The 17,389-nt window shown below is 43.0% G+C and carries 13 protein-coding genes and 1 rRNA gene; 10 read left to right on the top strand and 4 right to left on the bottom strand.

Features of this window, described 5'->3' with window-relative positions; all coding sequences use genetic code 11:
* Nucleotides 1-34: 34 nt before the first annotated feature.
* Nucleotides 35-1,660, bottom strand: coding sequence for an ArnT family glycosyltransferase (locus IM515_RS24995; RefSeq protein WP_287630402.1), 1,626 nt, complete (start codon nucleotides 1,658-1,660; stop codon nucleotides 35-37).
* Between the two features lie 456 nt (nucleotides 1,661-2,116).
* Between IM515_RS24995 and IM515_RS25000 the strand changes: the two genes are divergently transcribed.
* Nucleotides 2,117-2,926: an aminotransferase class IV gene (locus IM515_RS25000; protein WP_002764810.1), complete on the top strand. Its 810-nt coding sequence runs from the start codon at nucleotides 2,117-2,119 to the stop codon at nucleotides 2,924-2,926.
* Nucleotides 2,927-2,981: 55 nt separating this feature from the next.
* Here the strand turns inward: IM515_RS25000 and IM515_RS25005 are convergent, their stop codons facing one another.
* A complete protein-coding gene (locus tag IM515_RS25005; protein WP_002731888.1) occupies nucleotides 2,982-3,332 on the bottom strand; it encodes a single-stranded DNA-binding protein in 351 nt (116 codons plus the stop codon).
* Nucleotides 3,333-3,555: 223 nt separating this feature from the next.
* On the opposite strand from IM515_RS25005, the gene IM515_RS25010 reads away from it, so the two are divergent.
* The 3 genes from IM515_RS25010 to mreD all read left to right on the top strand — a co-directional run bounded on the left by IM515_RS25010 (nucleotide 3,556) and on the right by mreD (nucleotide 5,981).
* Nucleotides 3,556-4,593 (top strand): rod shape-determining protein, encoded by a 1,038-nt coding sequence (locus IM515_RS25010; protein ID WP_287630403.1) that lies wholly within the window; start codon nucleotides 3,556-3,558, stop codon nucleotides 4,591-4,593.
* A gap of 90 nt (nucleotides 4,594-4,683) precedes the next feature.
* Entirely contained in the window at nucleotides 4,684-5,433 is a 750-nt protein-coding gene (mreC, locus tag IM515_RS25015; RefSeq protein ID WP_004161672.1) for a rod shape-determining protein MreC, read from the top strand.
* Entirely contained in the window at nucleotides 5,400-5,981 is a 582-nt protein-coding gene (gene mreD / locus IM515_RS25020; protein ID WP_287630404.1) for a rod shape-determining protein MreD, read from the top strand. The genes mreC and mreD overlap by 34 nt, the downstream gene beginning before the upstream one ends.
* Nucleotides 5,982-6,024: 43 nt before the next feature.
* Here the strand turns inward: mreD and IM515_RS25025 are convergent, their stop codons facing one another.
* Nucleotides 6,025-6,150, bottom strand: a complete 126-nt coding sequence (locus IM515_RS25025) for a hypothetical protein (protein ID WP_287632811.1) — start codon at nucleotides 6,148-6,150, stop codon at nucleotides 6,025-6,027.
* Between the two features lie 21 nt (nucleotides 6,151-6,171).
* On the opposite strand from IM515_RS25025, the gene IM515_RS25030 reads away from it, so the two are divergent.
* The 6 genes from IM515_RS25030 to IM515_RS25055 all read left to right on the top strand — a co-directional run bounded on the left by IM515_RS25030 (nucleotide 6,172) and on the right by IM515_RS25055 (nucleotide 17,212).
* Nucleotides 6,172-8,622 (top strand): transglycosylase domain-containing protein, encoded by a 2,451-nt coding sequence (locus IM515_RS25030; RefSeq protein WP_287630405.1) that lies wholly within the window; start codon nucleotides 6,172-6,174, stop codon nucleotides 8,620-8,622.
* Nucleotides 8,623-8,947: 325 nt separating this feature from the next.
* Nucleotides 8,948-10,708: a M61 family metallopeptidase gene (locus IM515_RS25035; protein ID WP_287630406.1), complete on the top strand. Its 1,761-nt coding sequence runs from the start codon at nucleotides 8,948-8,950 to the stop codon at nucleotides 10,706-10,708.
* A 23-nt stretch (nucleotides 10,709-10,731) separates the two neighbouring features.
* The gene (locus tag IM515_RS25040) at nucleotides 10,732-11,658 is read left to right on the top strand and encodes a branched-chain amino acid transaminase (RefSeq protein ID WP_287630407.1); all 927 of its coding nucleotides are present in this window, start codon (nucleotides 10,732-10,734) and stop codon (nucleotides 11,656-11,658) included.
* A gap of 420 nt (nucleotides 11,659-12,078) precedes the next feature.
* Nucleotides 12,079-13,599, top strand: a complete 1,521-nt coding sequence (kaiC, locus tag IM515_RS25045) for a circadian clock protein KaiC (RefSeq protein ID WP_002744832.1) — start codon at nucleotides 12,079-12,081, stop codon at nucleotides 13,597-13,599.
* Between the two features lie 73 nt (nucleotides 13,600-13,672).
* Entirely contained in the window at nucleotides 13,673-14,503 is an 831-nt protein-coding gene (locus tag IM515_RS25050; protein WP_287630408.1) for an amino acid ABC transporter substrate-binding protein, read from the top strand.
* Nucleotides 14,504-14,587: 84 nt separating this feature from the next.
* On the top strand, nucleotides 14,588-17,212 hold the full coding sequence (locus tag IM515_RS25055) for a DNA polymerase III subunit alpha (protein ID WP_287630409.1): 2,625 nt from the start codon (nucleotides 14,588-14,590) through the stop codon (nucleotides 17,210-17,212).
* Between the two features lie 47 nt (nucleotides 17,213-17,259).
* On the opposite strand, the gene rrf is transcribed toward IM515_RS25055, so the two are convergent.
* Nucleotides 17,260-17,377 (bottom strand): 5S ribosomal RNA (gene rrf / locus IM515_RS25060).
* Between the last annotated feature and the right edge of the window lie 12 nt (nucleotides 17,378-17,389).

Genomic DNA, 17,389 nt, shown 5'->3' on the forward strand with positions numbered 1-17,389 from the left:
TTTGCTATCGAAAGTATGCACAAAATTAACCCCACTACTGCTTTGTCACCAAAAACCAACCGGAATTCGTAGATCCGATCGCCTTTAATCCTTCTAAATCAGTAGCTTCTTTGGTTTGACGATCGATAATTAGGTAAGGTTGCTTGTGACTTTGCCAGTGATTGATTAATTCTTCAGCAGCAAGGGGAAAAACTCGACGACCACTATAAAAATTTAACGAGGGGCGCTCGTAGGCAAAAGCAATATAAACAGGGTGATCGGCCGGCACATATTTTTGCACTAAACTCGCCACCGGTTTGACGGGGAAATTCTCATTTAATTCCCAGATCCACAGGGGAGAATTAACAAAAATAAACAAAGAAATAAACATTCCCCAGAGTAAAACCACGATGAATTGTTGCGAGCGCCGGGCTAACAAAATCGCCGTTGTCACCATGGTCAAGGACAGTGACAATAAGGTTAAAAGAATTAAGGGATGGAGAGGTTCAATAGCGGCAAAATTACCCGGAAAATAGGCTATTAAAGCTAATAAACCCGCCCCAACGCCGATAATACCCAGAATAATTGACCAGATTGGATTATAGGGGCGATCGATGGGAAGATTACCCACTTGCGCCAAGGCATAACCGGCCGCTAAAGCCAAGGCCGGATAGATCGGTAGAATATACCAAGGCAACTTAGTCGCCATTACCGAAACCACCAACAGATAAACACCCGTCCAAACTAACAGTAACTTCGCCCAACTGTAGAGATATTCCTGACGAGCTAAACGTAAACCCCAAACCGAGAAAATTAACCAAGGCCAACTATATTTAAGAATTTCCAGCAGATAATACCAAAACGGTCCGCGATGATTGTCCAGATCGTCACTAACTCGCTTTAACTGTTGAACAAAAAGGGAATCGAGAAACTCCCGCTCGTAGTGCCAAAATTGGGCGCTATACCAAGCAAAAGCGGGAGTTGCTCCCAATAACCAACCCGACCAAAAATAGGCAGAAGTTAATAACCGAGGAGTATCCCAGAGCAGAAAAATCAAGCCGATACCCGCCAATAATAGCCCCATAATCCCCTTAGTCAGACAAAGGAGGGCAAATCCTAACCCCGCCCCCAGAGACCAGCGTAAATCGCGCCGTGAGCGCAGTAAACAAACAAACATCAGCATTTCAAAACATAATACCGCTCCATCCAACATGGCTAAACGGCCATGACGCACCACCGGCAAAAGAGTTAAATAAATCAAGGCCGACAGTAAAGCTGGCAAACGAGCCGGAAAAATTTCTCGACCGAGAAGGTAGAGGAGCGGCACCGATAAAGCTGTAAAAAAAGCGGGAATTAGTCTAGTATTGGCCTCATTGATGCCCCAGAAATGGTAGGTTAGACCAATTAAACTATGAATCAACGGCGGTTTATTCAGGTAGGGATCACCCCAAAGACTAGGAAATAACCAGCGCAATTGTTCCAGTGGGGTTTGGCTAATTTCCTTGGCCACCTGAGCGATTGTTGCCTCATCCCAATCCCGCAAGGGTAAATTCCCTAATCCCACTAGATAGATAATTAAGGCCGCTATTAATAATCCCAGTAAACACAGAAATTCTTTAAAATTTTCTCTCTGACGCAATTTATAACTAGAATATCCCCAGGTAAATTTTTGACGGTTCATAAGCTAGATCAGTTATCAGTAAACAGTTATCAGTAAACAGTTATCACTGGACTTATATCTAATATTATCTCAAGAATAAAATTTTGTCTATACAAGAAACTTACCCAAATAAAAATAATTTTAATTTCCCCATATTTTTCAGTTAAATTGAATTATCAATGACAGATAAGTAGGGAGGCACAATTATTTGTAGGATGGGTTAGCGGTAGCGTAACATAATCGGGCGTTGGGTTTCATGCTTCAACCCAACCTACGTTCATCTTATATTTAATTCCACCCACCTACTTATATATTTCAACATCGAACTATTCATTAGTACAGGGCAGCAAAGCAAGCTCTGATTGAGTTATAATTTTTGGATATGTCTAATCAACTGAAAACTCACATCTGAAAACTCACATCTGATAACTGATAACTGATAACTGATAACTGATAACTGATAACTGATAACTGATTATGTATTGGTATAATGGCGAATTAATCGAGAATGAGCGAATAAGTCTGGGTATTGATGATATTGGGCTGCTTTATGGAGCGACAATATTTACTACCCTGCGTGTCTATCAACAAAGCTTAGATCATCCCCTGACCCATTGGCAAGAACATCTCAAACGTCTGCACTCTAGTTTACAAGTTTTCCACTGGTCCGCTCCCGATTGGCGGCGAATTCGCCAAGGAGCCGAAAAATTATCCCGATTCTATCCTGTCCTGAGAATCACAATTTTTCCCGATGGTAGGGAGTGGATTAAAGGCAGATTTCTCCCCGAAGATTTAAACCTTAGACAAGAGCAAGGAATTATTGGCTGGGTAATAGATAATCCCGCTTGGCAACGGGTTTTAGGAGAGCATAAAACTGGTAATTATTTAACCCCTTGGTTAGCGTCACAAACTGCTCAAAAAAAAGGGGCAAAAGAAGCGATATTAGTTGATAGATTGGGGAATTGGTTAGAAACTAGCACGGGTAATTTATGGGGATGGAAAGATAATTGCTGGTACAGTCCCCTGCTGACTGCTGATATTTTACCTGGGATCGGGCGCTCGGCTTTGATCGGCTGGTTAAAAAAACAAAATATTTCCCTGCAAGAAAATCTCTGGACTCCTGAATTTGTCAGGACTTTACAAGCGATCGCCTATAGTAATTCCCTGGTGGAAATTATCCCTTTTAATTCTATTCTTGGCTGTAATCTAGAGATAAATACAGCTATTTATAGAGAAGTTTTACCAGATTTACAGCAATATTTTTCCAGTCAATTAGAGAATAAATAAGGGTGTGTACTAGAGGCTAACACACCCAAAATCCAGAAATAATGCAGCTCAAGCTTTAAAATTCTCGCTCGGAATTAGCCTCACTATCGCGTTTAGAACCGAGTAAATCTAATTGATCGACGAGAATCACCGGTTTAGAACGAGCTAATCCCGTGTTTTTATCATTCCAGGTATCCATTTTTAAAGACCCTTTAATCCCGATTAAACCGCCTTTTTTTACATAATTAGCGGCTACTTCCGCCGTTTTGCCCCAAATTTCCAGATCGAACCAATCCGGCTGATCGCTATTTTTAGAGCGACGATTAACCGCTAAAGTTAAAGTACATAAAACCTTACCCGACTCGAAATACTTGGTTTCTGGGTCTCTCCCCGCTCGTCCCACCAAATGAACCAGATTTACACTCATGGTCTTAAATCCTCAATTTAGTACAATAGTATGTTTATTTTAGCCCGAAACCTCGGCCTTGACCGGTGGGCAGCCAGAAAATTAGGGCAAAGACCTGCGTAAATCTGGAGAGAAAGAAGCGATAATTAACTAGACTTGAGAAACAAAACGTAATAAAATCCAAGTCGATTCGATCGAAAGTCTAGCTATAGCAACGTTGTTATCAGAACAGGAGTGAAAACAAGTGGGTTTTTTTAGAGGACTAGGCTTATCAAGGGACATAGGTATAGACTTGGGGACAGCAAACACCCTCGTTTATGTATCAGGGAAAGGCATCGTTTTAGAGGAGCCATCGGTAGTGGCGATCGATCAAGATCGTAACCCGATCGCTGTCGGGGAGGAGGCCAAAAAAATGCTCGGTCGGACTCCGGGCCATGTCACCGCTCTGCGACCCCTGCGCGATGGGGTAATCGCCGATTTTTACAGCTGCGAGATCATGTTAGCGGAATTCATCAAACGAGCGCTCGATGGCACGATTGGCAATCCCCGCATGGTGATCGGTGTTCCCAGCGGGATTACTGGAGTAGAAAGACGCGCGGTGGTGGATGCGGCCAAAAATGCCGGCTCGCGAGAAGTGGGGTTAATTGATGAACCGGTTGCTGCGGCCTTGGGCGCCGGTTTACCCGTCTCGGAAGCGACGGGAAATATGATCATCGATATCGGTGGTGGCACGACGGAAGTGGCGATTCTCAGTCTCGATGGGACAGTGATCAGCGAATCCGTCCGTGTGGCCGGGGATGAACTCACGGAAGCAATTATCGCTTATCTAAAAAAAGTCCATAACCTGATTATCGGGGAACGTACAGCCGAAGATATTAAAATTCACCTTGGTTCCGCTTATCCCTCCCCCGAAGATGAATTTCCTCCTCTGGAAGTGCGGGGATTGCATCTTATGTCCGGTTTACCCCGCACCGTGACCATCAAAGCGGAAGAAGTGCGGGAAAGTATGGATGAGCCACTTTCCGTGATCGTTGATGCGATCAAACGTACCCTAGAAAAAACTCCCCCTGAATTAGCTGCTGATATTATCGATCGCGGCATCATGTTAGCGGGAGGAGGTGCTTTATTACGGGGACTCGATCGCCTAGTCAGTCACGAAACCGGTATCGTTACCCATGTCGCTGAAGATCCCCTGCGCTGTGTGGTCAAAGGCACGGGAGAAGTGTTAAAAAATCAGAAACTCTTTGAGCGGATCGTTAATGAAACAACTCGCAATGTCTAAAGGTCACTAGGATCGGTTAGCCGTTAGCCATCAGCAGCGGAAAAATGGACGGATTCTCACTCTACACAGTCAAGAGGTTTTTAATCGCTCATGTATTCAGCACGACGAAAATGGACACAGCAGGGATGGCGACTTTTGCTGCTCGCTGCCGCTTTGGGGGGAGCTTGGTACATTCGCACCTATCAAAGTGGGGCGATTTTAGAATTGTATGGTTTATTAACTCGTCCTTTTCAGGGAGAGGAAACTAATCTGCAAGAGCAACTTCTGGCCGATCAACGGGTGCGAGAATTACAAAATCGTTTAAGTGAAGTCGAATATCAAAATCAACAATTAAAAAAACAGCTTGGTTATTATCAAACCCAGAAAAAACCCCTGATTTCTGCCCCAATTATTGGCCGCAGCGCCGATGATTGGTGGCAACAGGTAATTATCGGTCGGGGTAGCGCCGATGGTGTGGAAGTGGGTGCTTCGGTGACGGGAATTGGGGGTTTAGTGGGACGGATTACGGAAGTTACTCCCCACACCAGCAAAGTTTTATTGGTCAGTAATTCCCAAAGTCGCATCGGAGCAACGGTGAATCGTAGTCGGGCCATGGGTTTAATTCAAGGTCAGAATTCCCAAGTCGCCACCCTGCGCTTTTTTGAAAAAGCTCCCGATGTTAAACCGGGAGATGTGGTGACAACTTCGGCTTTTAGTAGTCTTTTTTCGCCAGGGTTGCCCATCGGTCGCATAATTTCCCTTAATTTACAGGAAAATCCCGCCCCCACCGCCAAAATTGAATTTACCGCCACCGTGGACAATCTCGAATGGGTGTTCGTTCACCCGCAACCCCAGCAGTGAGAGGGGGAATTATGCTGAAATTAAGCCGTTTATCAGCCCGTTATCGTTTTATACTGAATATTTTAGTCACTATCGCTTCGCTGCTTCTCTGTACTTTTCTTTCCTTAATGCGGCTCCCCGGTATGGAGATTTTAGGCATCGCTCCCAATTGGTTACTGATTTGGTTGGTTAGTTGGAGTCTCAATCGCTCTTGTCTCGATAGTGTGGTGGTCGGATTAGCGATCGGCGCTATTCAAGATAGTTTAACCTCTAATTATCCTTCCCATATCATGGTTTTTGGTCTGATCGGCTTCCTCACTTCCCGTTTACACCGACAACGTTATCTCAAAGAAGAATTGATCGCCGTGGTCTTAATTGTCTTTGTTATGACTTTAATCGCCAATGGTGCGATCGCTTTTCAATACTATCTACAAGGAGGCAAAAATCTCGCCGATCTTTGGCTCGATTATCAACGCATTGGCCTCACTTCTGCTCTGCTTAGTAGTCTCTGGACTCCCCTCGTCTATTATCCTCTCCAGCAATGGTGGCGACAATTTAGCGATCTTTAGGGAAATAGGGATTTAGGGAAATAGGGAGATGGGGAAATTTCAGCTAAATTCGCCACTTCCCCACTTCCCCCCCGATGTCGGGGGGGTTGGGGGGGTCACACCCCACACCCCACTTCCCCACTTCCCCACTTCCCCACTTCCCTACTTCGCCACTTCCCCACTTCCCCACTCCCTCACCCGCTCAATTAACATGAAATACAAACAAAAACTTAGTCAATTTTTTCATAATCTTGCTAATAAATTAGAAAATTCCGAGCAACCACCTAAAGTCGCTCCTATCGACTCTAAATCTGCGCCAGTTGCGGGTGAAAAGCCAGTAGAAACCGCTTCTGAAGAAAAAAAGGTTAATTTAGTCTCCCAAACCAGTAGCAAGGCTCTAGAGACGTTAAAACCCCTAAAGAACAAGTTTACTACCCTGATTGATAATTCCCCCTTACCGCAATGGCGACAACATCCCCGCTTTGGCTTGTACTTGGGATTGGGATTAGGGGTGACAGGGGGCCTTTTGGGGGTAGGTTGGGGCATTTATCGCCTTGAAACCTCTTTACCGCAAAATATCGCCGATATACAAACCTATACTCGTCCTGGCACCCTAACCATTCAAGCCGCTAATGGGGAAATCCTCAAACAAAATGGCCCTAGTACCTACGAAACCGTGAAAATTGCCCAAGTTCCCCCACTGGTACAGGAGGCCTTTATCGCTAGTGAAGACCGCCGTTTTCGTGAACACGGGGGAGTTGATGGCCAGGGTATTGCTCGCGCTCTCTTTTCTAACCTGAGAGCCGGGGGAGTGGTGGAAGGAGGCAGCACCATCACCCAACAATTGGCCCGGATTGTCTTTTTATCCCAAGAAAGGAGTTTTGATCGCAAATTACGGGAAATGCGTATCGCTCAGAAAATAGAAGATAAATATACAAAAGACCAGATTTTAGAGCGTTATTTTCACCTAGTTTATCTCGGTTCCGGGGCCTACGGTCTTGCCGATGCCGCTTGGTTATATTTCAGTAAACCCGTCGATAAATTAACTCTAGCCGAAGCTGCCACCCTTGCAGGCATTGTTCCCGCTCCTAGTCTCTATTCTCCCCTCGAAAACCCTAAATCTGCCCTAGAACGGCGTAATATCGTCCTCAAAACTATGGCCGAGGTGGGATTTATTACTAACGCTCAAGCCGAACTGGCGATCGCATCTCCCCTAGGCCTTAAAACCAGTCCCCTAAAACGTCTGCAACGGCAAGCGGCCTATTTTACCGATTATGTGGAAAAAGAACTGCCGCAACTGGTTCCCGCTAAAACCCTAGAAGCGGGGGGATTGGTGGTAAAAACCACCCTTAATCCTCGTTGGCAAAGCGAAGCGGAGGAAGTGGTAGAAAGAGCGGTTTCTCGTTATGGCCAGTGGCAGAACTTCCAACAGGCGGCTTTAGTGGCAATTGACCCCAAAAATGGGCAAATTAAGGCTATGGTTGGAGGAATTGACCACGATAAGAATCAATTCAATCGGGTGACACAGGCAAAACGTCAGCCGGGATCTACTTTTAAACCTTTTGTCTATGCGACGGCGATTGCGGCGGGGAAATCCCCCTATTCTAGTTATAAAGATGCTCAGTATGTGGTGGATGGTTATAAACCGGAAAACTACGGTGATAGGTATAGCGGCCGCCAGGTGTCCATGCGCGATGCTTTGACTTCTTCCCTGAATGTGGTGGCAGTTCAGGTGTTAGTGGCTGTGGGTTGGAATCCGGTGATTAAATTAGCTCAAGATATGGGTATCCAGTCGAAACTTTTACCCACTTATTCTTTGGCTTTGGGTGCTTCGGAAGTCAATCTTTTAGAATTGACCAGTGCCTACGGGACTTTTGCTAATAATGGTGTGCATCAACCAGTTTACGGTATTAATCAGGTACTCGATCGCAATGGTAAAGTAATTTATCAAGCCAATTTTAAACCGAAAACTGCTCTCAATCAAAACACGGCAGCGACGATGACTTGGATGCTGCAGGATGTGGTTAATTCGGGAACGGGAACCCCCGCACAAATTGGTCGTCCGGTGGCAGGAAAAACCGGCACTTCTGATAAAGCTCGCGACCTTTGGTTTGTCGGTTATATTCCCCAATTAGTCACGGGAATTTGGCTCGGTAATGACAATAATCAACCCACCAATGGAGCCAGTACCATGTCCGCTTGGATGTGGCGACAATTTATGTTAGAAGCAATTAAGGATATTCCCTATCAAGGTTTCCCAGAACCGAATTTAGGCAAACGTCCAGTGACATTAAAAGCGGAACCAATTAAACCCCGACGTACCTACTTTACCCAAACTACTAACAATCGTTTAGCCAGCAGCGATGAGGGTTCCCCCAGCGAGGGACCCATCCGCAGACGGCGACGGGTTCGGGTAAGTCGTGAGCAAACTATCGTTCGTTCTAATACTAGCGAACCGGGCCAACGCCGTTCTAGTCGTCGGCGTACTACCGTCGCTCCTACCAGTGCCGCTGCTCCTAGTCCTGAAAATACGGCCCCCGCAGCAGCCGAACCGATTACCGTTCCCGTCACTGTGGCAGCTCCCGAAACTCGTTCGGTTCCCCTACCGGTAACTCCTCCCCCCGATGTGGCTCCTCCCGCACCCCCAGCAGAAAGACGCTGAATCGGCAAAAAACCGTAGGATTTGCGGGGGTTACAGTTCCAAAACTGCTCGGTAAAATAGACCGCTTGTAAAAATCAAAAATTGTTGTTAGGGTTAGGAGCCAGTAGCCAGTAGTCAGTAGTCAGGAGAATTAAGAATAAGTAATAATCAATTAAATAGTCTATTTACAGATTTTAGGCGATTTAATCCTTATTTTTGCCGTTTTTGAACCCTCAAGAATTAATTGTGCAAGAGGTAAAATCTGGGAAAACCATCGGATTTTTGGCGGCGAAACTGGGGAAATTGGCCGAAAGCTTGCCGCTATAATAACTTAAAAGCCTGTTTAATGCCGATGACCAGTCTTATTTCCCCCACTACCCTCTCCTCAACCCGTTTAAGTCTCAGCTATCAAGTGGCTATGCCGGAACCGACTTCACACCTCTTTGAAGTTACTCTACAGATTACCGGTTGGCAAGCTCCGATTTTAAACCTAAAAATGCCGGTTTGGACTCCCGGTTCCTATCTAGTGCGGGAATACTCCCGTTTAGTCCAAGATTTTCAAGCTGTTAACCTCAACAGTCGCAAAGTTGCTAAAAATCACTGGCAGATTGACACCGGTAATAGTTCAGAAATAACCGTCAAATATCGCGTTTTTGCCCACGATTTAACCGTCAGAACCAACCATCTCGATGATACTCACGGTTACGTCAACGGGGCTGCTTTATTTTTCTATATCCCCGATTATCAAAAACATCCCCTCACCCTGACAATTATCCCCCCCCATGGCGATTGGCGCGTTACCACTGCCTTAAAATCTTTACCCGGACAGAAAAACACCTTTCAGGTTCCCGATTTTGATACCCTAGTGGACAGTCCCGTGGAAGTGGGGATTCATCAGTTATACGATTTTGTCGTCGAGGGAAAACCCCATCAATTAGCTATCTGGGGACGGGGAAACGCCAATCCTAGTCAAATTATCGCCGATACCACTAAAATTATTCAAACCGAGTCGGCTATGTTCGGTGGACTCCCCTATGATAATTATCTCTTTTTGCTACATCTTTCGGCGGCTGGTTACGGGGGACTAGAACATAAAAATTCCTGTACCCTTAACTATGCGCGTTTGGGATTGCGAGATAAGGATAAATATCATCGTTTTTTGCAATTAGTCGCCCATGAGTTCTTTCATCTCTGGAATATCAAGCGTATTCGCCCAAAAGCTTTAGAAAGCTTCGATTATGATGCAGAAAATTATACTTCTTCCCTCTGGTTTGCCGAAGGAACCACCAGTTATTACGATATGATAATCCCTCTACGGGCGGGAATATACGATAGTAAGACTTTTTTAGAGCTTTTAAGCAAGGAAATCAGCCGTTATCTCAATATACCCGGTCGTCTTGTCCAACCGCTAGGCGAATCGAGTTTCGATGCTTGGATAAAACTCTATCGACGGGATAGCAATAGCGATAATAGTCAAATTTCCTACTATCTCAAGGGGGAATTATTGTCGCTGCTTCTGGATTTACTAATTCGCACCCACACCGATAACCGTCGTTCCCTCGATGATGTTTTACGCTCGATGTGGCAACATTTCGGTAAAGAGGAGATTGGTTATACCGATGGGGAATTGCAGGCAATTCTCGAATCGGCTGCAGGGGTGGATTTAAGCGACTTCTACCAGCGTTATATCGACGGTTTGGCAGAATTACCCTTTAATCAATATCTTGAACCTTTTGGACTCTATCTGCGGGGTGTTGACAATGGGGAGACGATACCTTATCTGGGAATGCGGGTACAGAGTGAAGCGGGTAAAGAAATAATTAAATTTGTCGAGATGGGTTCCCCTTGCCAAAAAGCGGGAATTAATGCTGATGATGAATTATTGGCTATCGATGGATTGCGGGTGACGGCGGAACAGTTAAACGAAAGATTAAAAGACTACCGCGCAGGTGATATTATTCAGATAACAGTCTTTCATCTCGATGAATTGCGAACCCTTGCTGTTCCACTGGCCACCCCGCAGACGATTCGCTATGAAATTATCAGGGTAGAAAATCCTTCTAATAGCCAGAAACAAAATTTTTCTGCATGGGTAAATCCCGTTTAGTTCTTGGTTCAATCAACAAAAAAATGTCTATTACCGCCGAAATTCCTTTCCTTCCTCTCGCCTATTTTGAGAATAAATTTATCCCCTTTAGTGAGGCAAAATTATCCGTTGCTACCCACGCACTACACTACGGAACTGCCGCTTTTGGGGGTTTAAGAGGTACTCCCGACCCTAACAATCCAGGACAGATATTATTATTTAGATTAGAACGTCATTGTCAGCGTTTAAGTCAAAGTGCTAAGTTTCTTAATTACGAGATTCCTGCCGATAAAATCTATCAAATAATTATCGATTTTGTTAAAAAGAATCAGTGTAATCGACCTTTTTATATTCGTCCCCTTGTCTATAGTTCCGGGTTGGGAATTGCCCCGCGATTGCATGGTATCGAGAAGGATTTTCTGGTCTATGGTCTAGAAATGGATGATTATTTAGCAGCCGATGGGGTTAACTGTCGGATTAGTTCTTGGTATCGTCAAGAGGATAGAAGTTTCCCGTTGCGAGGTAAAATTAGCGCCGCTTATATCACTTCTGCTTTAGCAAAAACGGAAGCGGTAGAATCGGGGTTTGATGAGGCAATTTTAATGAACTCTCAGGGTAAAGTCTGTGAAGCGACGGGAATGAATATTTTTATCATCAGAAATGGTCAGCTAATTACTCCTAGTTTTGACCAAGATATTCTAGAAGGGATTACTAGAGATAGTGTTTTAACTATCGCGCGGGATTTGGGTATTCCGGTGATTGAAAGACCTGTAGATAAGACGGAGTTATTTATCGCTGATGAGGTGTTTTTAAGTGGCACTGCGGCGAAAATTACTCCGATTAAAAAGATTGAAACTTTTTCTTTACCCGCGGCTAAACCGATTACTTATCAGTTAAAAGAAAAGTTAAGCTCTATCGTTCTCAATCAGGAACCAAAGTATCAAGATTGGATTACTAAAGTTCCTTTATAGTTAGAGAAATTTTCTTAATTTCTCCTTGAGATGCGCCATTATTTGACGCATCTCAAGGAACCCTGAAATAAACAGAATTTATCTATTTTTCGGTTTGGATCCTTCCTGTGTTAATTGTGGCGGAGATTTACCTGCTTATACTAAATCCAGTTATTAAAAACTGATTATTTATTCTCCGTTTTGCCTTTTTCATGAGTAGAAAACGGGTTTCTCCGAGAAACCCGTTTTCTGTGCGTTACTCAACGGATTTAGTATTATCTAGTTTCCATTTATTCTTGGGTTAAGCTGTCCGGCATTTAAACTATGTCTTGGAAATTTTATTACCAATGCTGAAACTCTCAAACTAGGGATGAATTTCTGGTATCACTGGTCACTGAAATAGGTACAATAAACAGTGGCTCGTTTTCATAGAGAACTTAAATGACGCAAAATAATCCCCTAGAGTTGATTGAGAAGTTAGAAACAGGAATCCCCGGCTTTGATTTTCTTTCGGAAGGGGGATTACCGAAAGGAAGAGCAACTTTGATAGCGGGGACGGCAGGAAGTGCTAAAACGGTCTTTGCCTGTCAATTTCTCGCAGAAGGCATCAAAAATGGAGAAAATGGCGTTTTTGTCACCTTTGAGGAGCCACCCCACGCACTCAGAAAAAATATGGGTGGTTTTGGTTGGAATATCCGGCAGTGGGAGGAGAATCGTCAGTGGGCCTTTGTCGATGCTTCCCCCCAACCGGAAGAAAAGCCGATGGTGACAGGAGAATACGACCTAGGCGCATTAATCGCTCGCATTGAATTTGCTATCCGCAAAAATAAAGCTAAACGGGTGTCTATGGATTCTTTAGGCGCAATTTTTAGCCATTTAAGTGATAGCGCTCAAGTGAGAAGTGATCTTTTTCGTCTGGCAACCGCTTTGCGAGAATTGGAAGTAACAGCGATTATGACCGCAGAAAGAACCCAAGAATACGGCGAAATCAGTCGTTATGGGGTGGAGGAGTTTGTGGCCGATAATGTGGTGATTTTACGCAACGTTTTAACCGATGAGAAAAGAAGAAGGACGATCGAAATTTTAAAATATCGGGGAACCGATCACCAAAAAGGAGAATTTCCTTTTACAATTATTCCCAATAAAGGGGCCGTGATTATTCCTTTATCAGCTATTGAATTAGAACAAAAATCCTCTAATATTCGTATTACTTCCGGCAGTCTGGAACTCGATAGAATGTGTGGTGGTGGTTTCTTCCGCGATTCGGTTATTTTGGTTTCAGGAGCCACAGGAACAGGAAAAACCCTGATGGTGACAGAATTTATGGCCGGGGGAGTAACCAATGGGGAAAGATGTTTAATTTTTGCCTTCGAGGAAAGTCGCGAACAGTTATTTAGAAATGCTACTGGTTGGGGTGTGGATTATGACCGCATGGAAAAGGAAGGTAAATTAAAGGTAGTCTGTCGTTATCCCGAAACTACGGGTTTAGAAAATCATTTAATTATGATGAAGGAAATTATCGAGGAGTTTCAACCGAATCGAGTGGCAGTAGATAGTTTATCTGCTTTAGAAAGGGTTTCTAATCTGAAAGGATTTCGGGAATTTATTATCGGTTTGACTTCTTTTATTAAGCAAAAAGAGGTGGGAGGATTATTTACTTCCACCACTCCCACTTTATTAGGAGGTTCCTCAATTACAGAAGCGCATATTTCTACAATTACTGATTCAATTATTCTGCTGCGTTATGTGGAAATGTATGGAGAAATGCGCCGCGGTATCACTGTTTTAAAAATGCGCGGTTCTATGCACGATAAGGATATTCGTGAGTTTTCGATCGATCATCAAGGTATGCACATTGGTCAACCTTTCCGCAATGTTACCGGAATTCTGGCCGGAACTCCTATGTACACAGCACAAACAGAAGTAGAACGTTTGAGTGGATTATTCGAGGATCGTAGTTAAAATATAGCGGCACTTGCTAATCGCACGTCGGTGGTTAGCTTTTTTCTCCCTATCTCCTTCTTGGTTTCTTGATATGTCTAAAAACTTTGGGTTGATTTTTCTAGGTCTTTTACTGATAAATAACCTACATTTATCAGTCTTAGCAGAAACAGTTTTACAAAGAATTGCTCGCACGGGAGAATTAAAAGCGGCAGCCAGAAAAGACGCTACTCCCTTTAGTTATATCGATGAGAAAACGGGACAATGGACAGGTTACGGAGTGGAATTAATGCGCTTAGTCCAACGTCGATTAGAACAAGAATTAGGTAAACCGATTACAATAAACTTTACAGAAGCGACGACTAATAATCGTTTTCAGCAAGTGGAACAGGGCCAAGTAGATTTATCCTGTAATGTGGCAACAATTACGGAAGAAAGACTAGAAAAGGTTAATTTTTCTATTCCCTATTTTATGACAGGAGCGCAATTTTTAACTAAAAGGGAAAATGTTGATAAAATAGATATTAATAACACTTTAGCGGCAGTTGCGATCGCCTATATTCCCCACACCACCACCGATAATATTATTCGTTATATCTATCCTCTGGCTAATTGGCAAGCTGTCAGCGATCGAAGTGAGGCAGTGGCAAAATTACAAAGGGGAGAAGTAAACGCAGTGGTTAGTGATGGAATTCTTCTGCTGGGGGAAATCGTTAAACAAGGACATGATCTGCGACAATTTGTGCTACTACCCCGTCAACCGATTACCACCGAACTTTATGGCTGTATTTTACCCAAAAACGATCCCGAATGGAAAAAATTTGTTGATACTGTTGTCGGCAGCAATGATAACCGGAAACTGCGAGAACAATGGTTTAATTTAGAACAAGGTTTTTTCCCCTATACGATTCTCAATCAACCCTAAAAATAGACTGTAATTGCTGAAAATTAAAAGTAAGTAAATTCTAGTTTTTTTTCTTTTTCCTTGTCACTTTTTTCTGAAAAAATTATGTCTTTTGTCGGTTTACATATTCACAGTGATTATAGCTTACTTGATGGTGCTTCCCAATTACCGTCACTAATTGATCGAGCGATCGAATTGGGACAACCAGCGATCGCTTTAACCGATCATGGAGTCATGTATGGTGCGATCGAATTAATTAAAACCTGTCGTAATCAGGGAATAAAACCAATTATTGGCAACGAAATGTATGTAGTTAATGGCGATATTGAAGTCAATCTTCGCCACCGAAAATATCATCAAGTTGTTTTAGCCAAAAACACCCAAGGCTATAAAAATCTGGTTAAATTAACTACTATTTCTAATCTGAAAGGTATTCAAGGTAAAGGCATTTTTGCTCGTCCTTGTATTAATAAAGAGTTACTCCAACAATACCACGAAGGATTAATAGTTACCAGTGCTTGCTTGGGTGGAGAGATTCCCCAAGCAATTTTAGCTAATAATAGAAAATTGGCTAAGGAAACTGCTAAATGGTATAAAAAACTTTTTGGTGATGATTTTTATTTAGAAATTCAAGACCACGGTTCTAAAGAAGATCGGATTGTTAATGTAGAAATAGTTAAAATTGCTAAAGAATTAGGAATTAAAGTAGTCGCTACTAACGATTCTCACTTTATTTCCTGTTACGATGTAGAGGCACACGATGCCTTACTTTGTATTCAAACTGGCAAGTTAATTACTGAAGACAAACGCCTCCGTTATAGCGGCACAGAATACTTAAAATCTGCTGATGAAATGCGTTTACTTTTTCGTGATCATCTGCCAGAAAATGTGATTGAAGAAGCGATTAATAATACCTTAGAAGTAGCAGAAAAAGTTGAACCCTATAACATATTTAATGAACCAAGACTCCCCAATTATCCAGTTCCTGCGGGACATACTGCTGATAGTTATGTAGAAGAAATTGCTTGGTTAGGATTACTAGAAAGATTAAAATGTCCTTCTCGTCACGAGATTGAAACTGTTTACAAAGAAAGGCTTGAATACGAATTAAAAATGTTACAGAAAATGGGATTTTCTACCTATTTTCTCGTGGTTTGGGACTATATAAAATATGCTAGAGATCATGATATTCCCGTCGGTCCAGGACGCGGTTCTGCGGCGGGTTCTTTGGTAGCATATTCTTTAAAAATAACTAATATTGATCCCGTTCATCACGGTTTATTATTTGAGCGTTTTCTCAATCCTGAACGAAAATCTATGCCTGATATTGATACGGATTTTTGTATCGAGAGACGGGATGAAATGATCCAATACGTCACGGAAAAATACGGGGAGGCTAATGTTGCCCAAATCATTACTTTTAACCGTATGACATCAAAAGCTGTCCTAAAAGATGTGGCGCGGGTGTTAGATATTCCCTACGCCGAATCGGATAAAATGGCGAAAATGATTCCCGTTTCTCGCGGTAAACCCACACCTTTAAAAGTGATGATTTCCGATGAAACTCCCGAACCAGCATTTAAAGAAAGATACGATACGGAACCCCATGTGCGTCATTGGTTAGATATGGCAATTCGTATCGAAGGTACTAACAAAACCTTCGGAGTTCATGCTGCGGGAGTCGTCATTTCTTCCCAACCTTTAGATGAAGTGGTTCCCCTCCAGAAAAATAATGATGGGGCGGTAATTACCCAATATTTTATGGAGGATTTAGAATCATTGGGATTGTTAAAAATGGACTTTTTAGGGTTAAGAAATTTAACCACTTTGAAAAAAACCGCCGATTTAATTAAACAAAATCAGGGCATAGATATCGATCTTGATCAATTGCCTTTAGATGAAAGAAAAGCCCTGCAAATTCGGGCTAAAGGGGAACATAAAAAACTACCTCCTGATATTCTCAAAACCCACGGATTACTAGAAGAAGGGGATTTAGAAGGTATTTTCCAGTTAGAATCATCGGGGATGAAACAGATCGTTAAAGAGTTAAAACCATCGGGTATTGAGGACATATCTTCAATCCTAGCACTCTATCGCCCCGGTCCTTTAGATGCGGGATTAATTCCCCTCTTTATTGGTAGAAAACACGGTAGAGAACCCATTCGTTATGATCATCCTTTATTGGAACCAATTCTTAAGGAAACCTACGCAGTTTTAGTCTATCAAGAACAGATTATGAAAATGGCGCAGGATTTAGCCGGTTATTCCCTAGGAGAAGCGGATCTATTGCGTCGAGCAATGGGTAAGAAAAAAGCCTCCGAAATGCAGAAACAAAGGGAGATGTTTATCGATGGTGCTGCTAAAAATGGTGTGGAAAAAAGAATCGCTGAAAATCTCTTTGAACAGATGGTAAATTTTGCCGAATATTGTCTGGGAGGTGAGACGTTAATTTTAACTGAGGAATACGGATTATTACCAATTGCTAAAATTGTGAGCGAAGAAATTAACTGCACTGTTTATAGTGTAGATAAAAATGGCTTTATCTATAGTCAACCAATCTCTCAATGGCACGAGCGAGGTTTACAAGAAGTCTTTGAATATACCCTAGAAAATGGGCAAACTATCCAAGCAACCAAAGATCATAAATTTATGACTAGCGATGGAGAAATGTTAGCCATAGATACAATATTTGAGCGAGGTTTAGATTTAAAATCCTCTGATTTTTCCTAAAAACCAAACCCCCCAATCTTGAGAGATTGAGGGGTGGGAAAGAATAATCCTGGCATCGAGCTATTGTCCCGGTCGGCAACCCGACAAGTATCTTGGCCACGGTGAAGTTTCACAACCGAGTTCGGGATGGAATCGGAGTGGTGCCATCACGTTAAAGACACCAGGAAGGGTAGAACC

Source organism: Microcystis sp. M44BS1, assembly GCF_020244875.1.
Classification (GTDB): domain Bacteria; phylum Cyanobacteriota; class Cyanobacteriia; order Cyanobacteriales; family Microcystaceae; genus Microcystis; species Microcystis panniformis.

Coding starts and splice junctions, on each gene's coding strand:
- IM515_RS25040 (WP_287630407.1), top strand. CDS start 10,732: ATGTCTATTACCGCCGAAATTCCTTTCCTTCCTCTCGCCTATTTTGAG.
- IM515_RS25005 (WP_002731888.1), bottom strand. CDS start 3,332: ATGAGTGTAAATCTGGTTCATTTGGTGGGACGAGCGGGGAGAGACCCA.
- IM515_RS25000 (WP_002764810.1), top strand. CDS start 2,117: ATGTATTGGTATAATGGCGAATTAATCGAGAATGAGCGAATAAGTCTG.
- IM515_RS25035 (WP_287630406.1), top strand. CDS start 8,948: ATGCCGATGACCAGTCTTATTTCCCCCACTACCCTCTCCTCAACCCGT.
- IM515_RS24995 (WP_287630402.1), bottom strand. CDS start 1,660: ATGAACCGTCAAAAATTTACCTGGGGATATTCTAGTTATAAATTGCGT.
- mreD (WP_287630404.1), top strand. CDS start 5,400: ATGGGTGTTCGTTCACCCGCAACCCCAGCAGTGAGAGGGGGAATTATG.
- kaiC (WP_002744832.1), top strand. CDS start 12,079: ATGACGCAAAATAATCCCCTAGAGTTGATTGAGAAGTTAGAAACAGGA.
- IM515_RS25055 (WP_287630409.1), top strand. CDS start 14,588: ATGTCTTTTGTCGGTTTACATATTCACAGTGATTATAGCTTACTTGAT.
- mreC (WP_004161672.1), top strand. CDS start 4,684: ATGTATTCAGCACGACGAAAATGGACACAGCAGGGATGGCGACTTTTG.
- IM515_RS25030 (WP_287630405.1), top strand. CDS start 6,172: ATGAAATACAAACAAAAACTTAGTCAATTTTTTCATAATCTTGCTAAT.
- IM515_RS25050 (WP_287630408.1), top strand. CDS start 13,673: ATGTCTAAAAACTTTGGGTTGATTTTTCTAGGTCTTTTACTGATAAAT.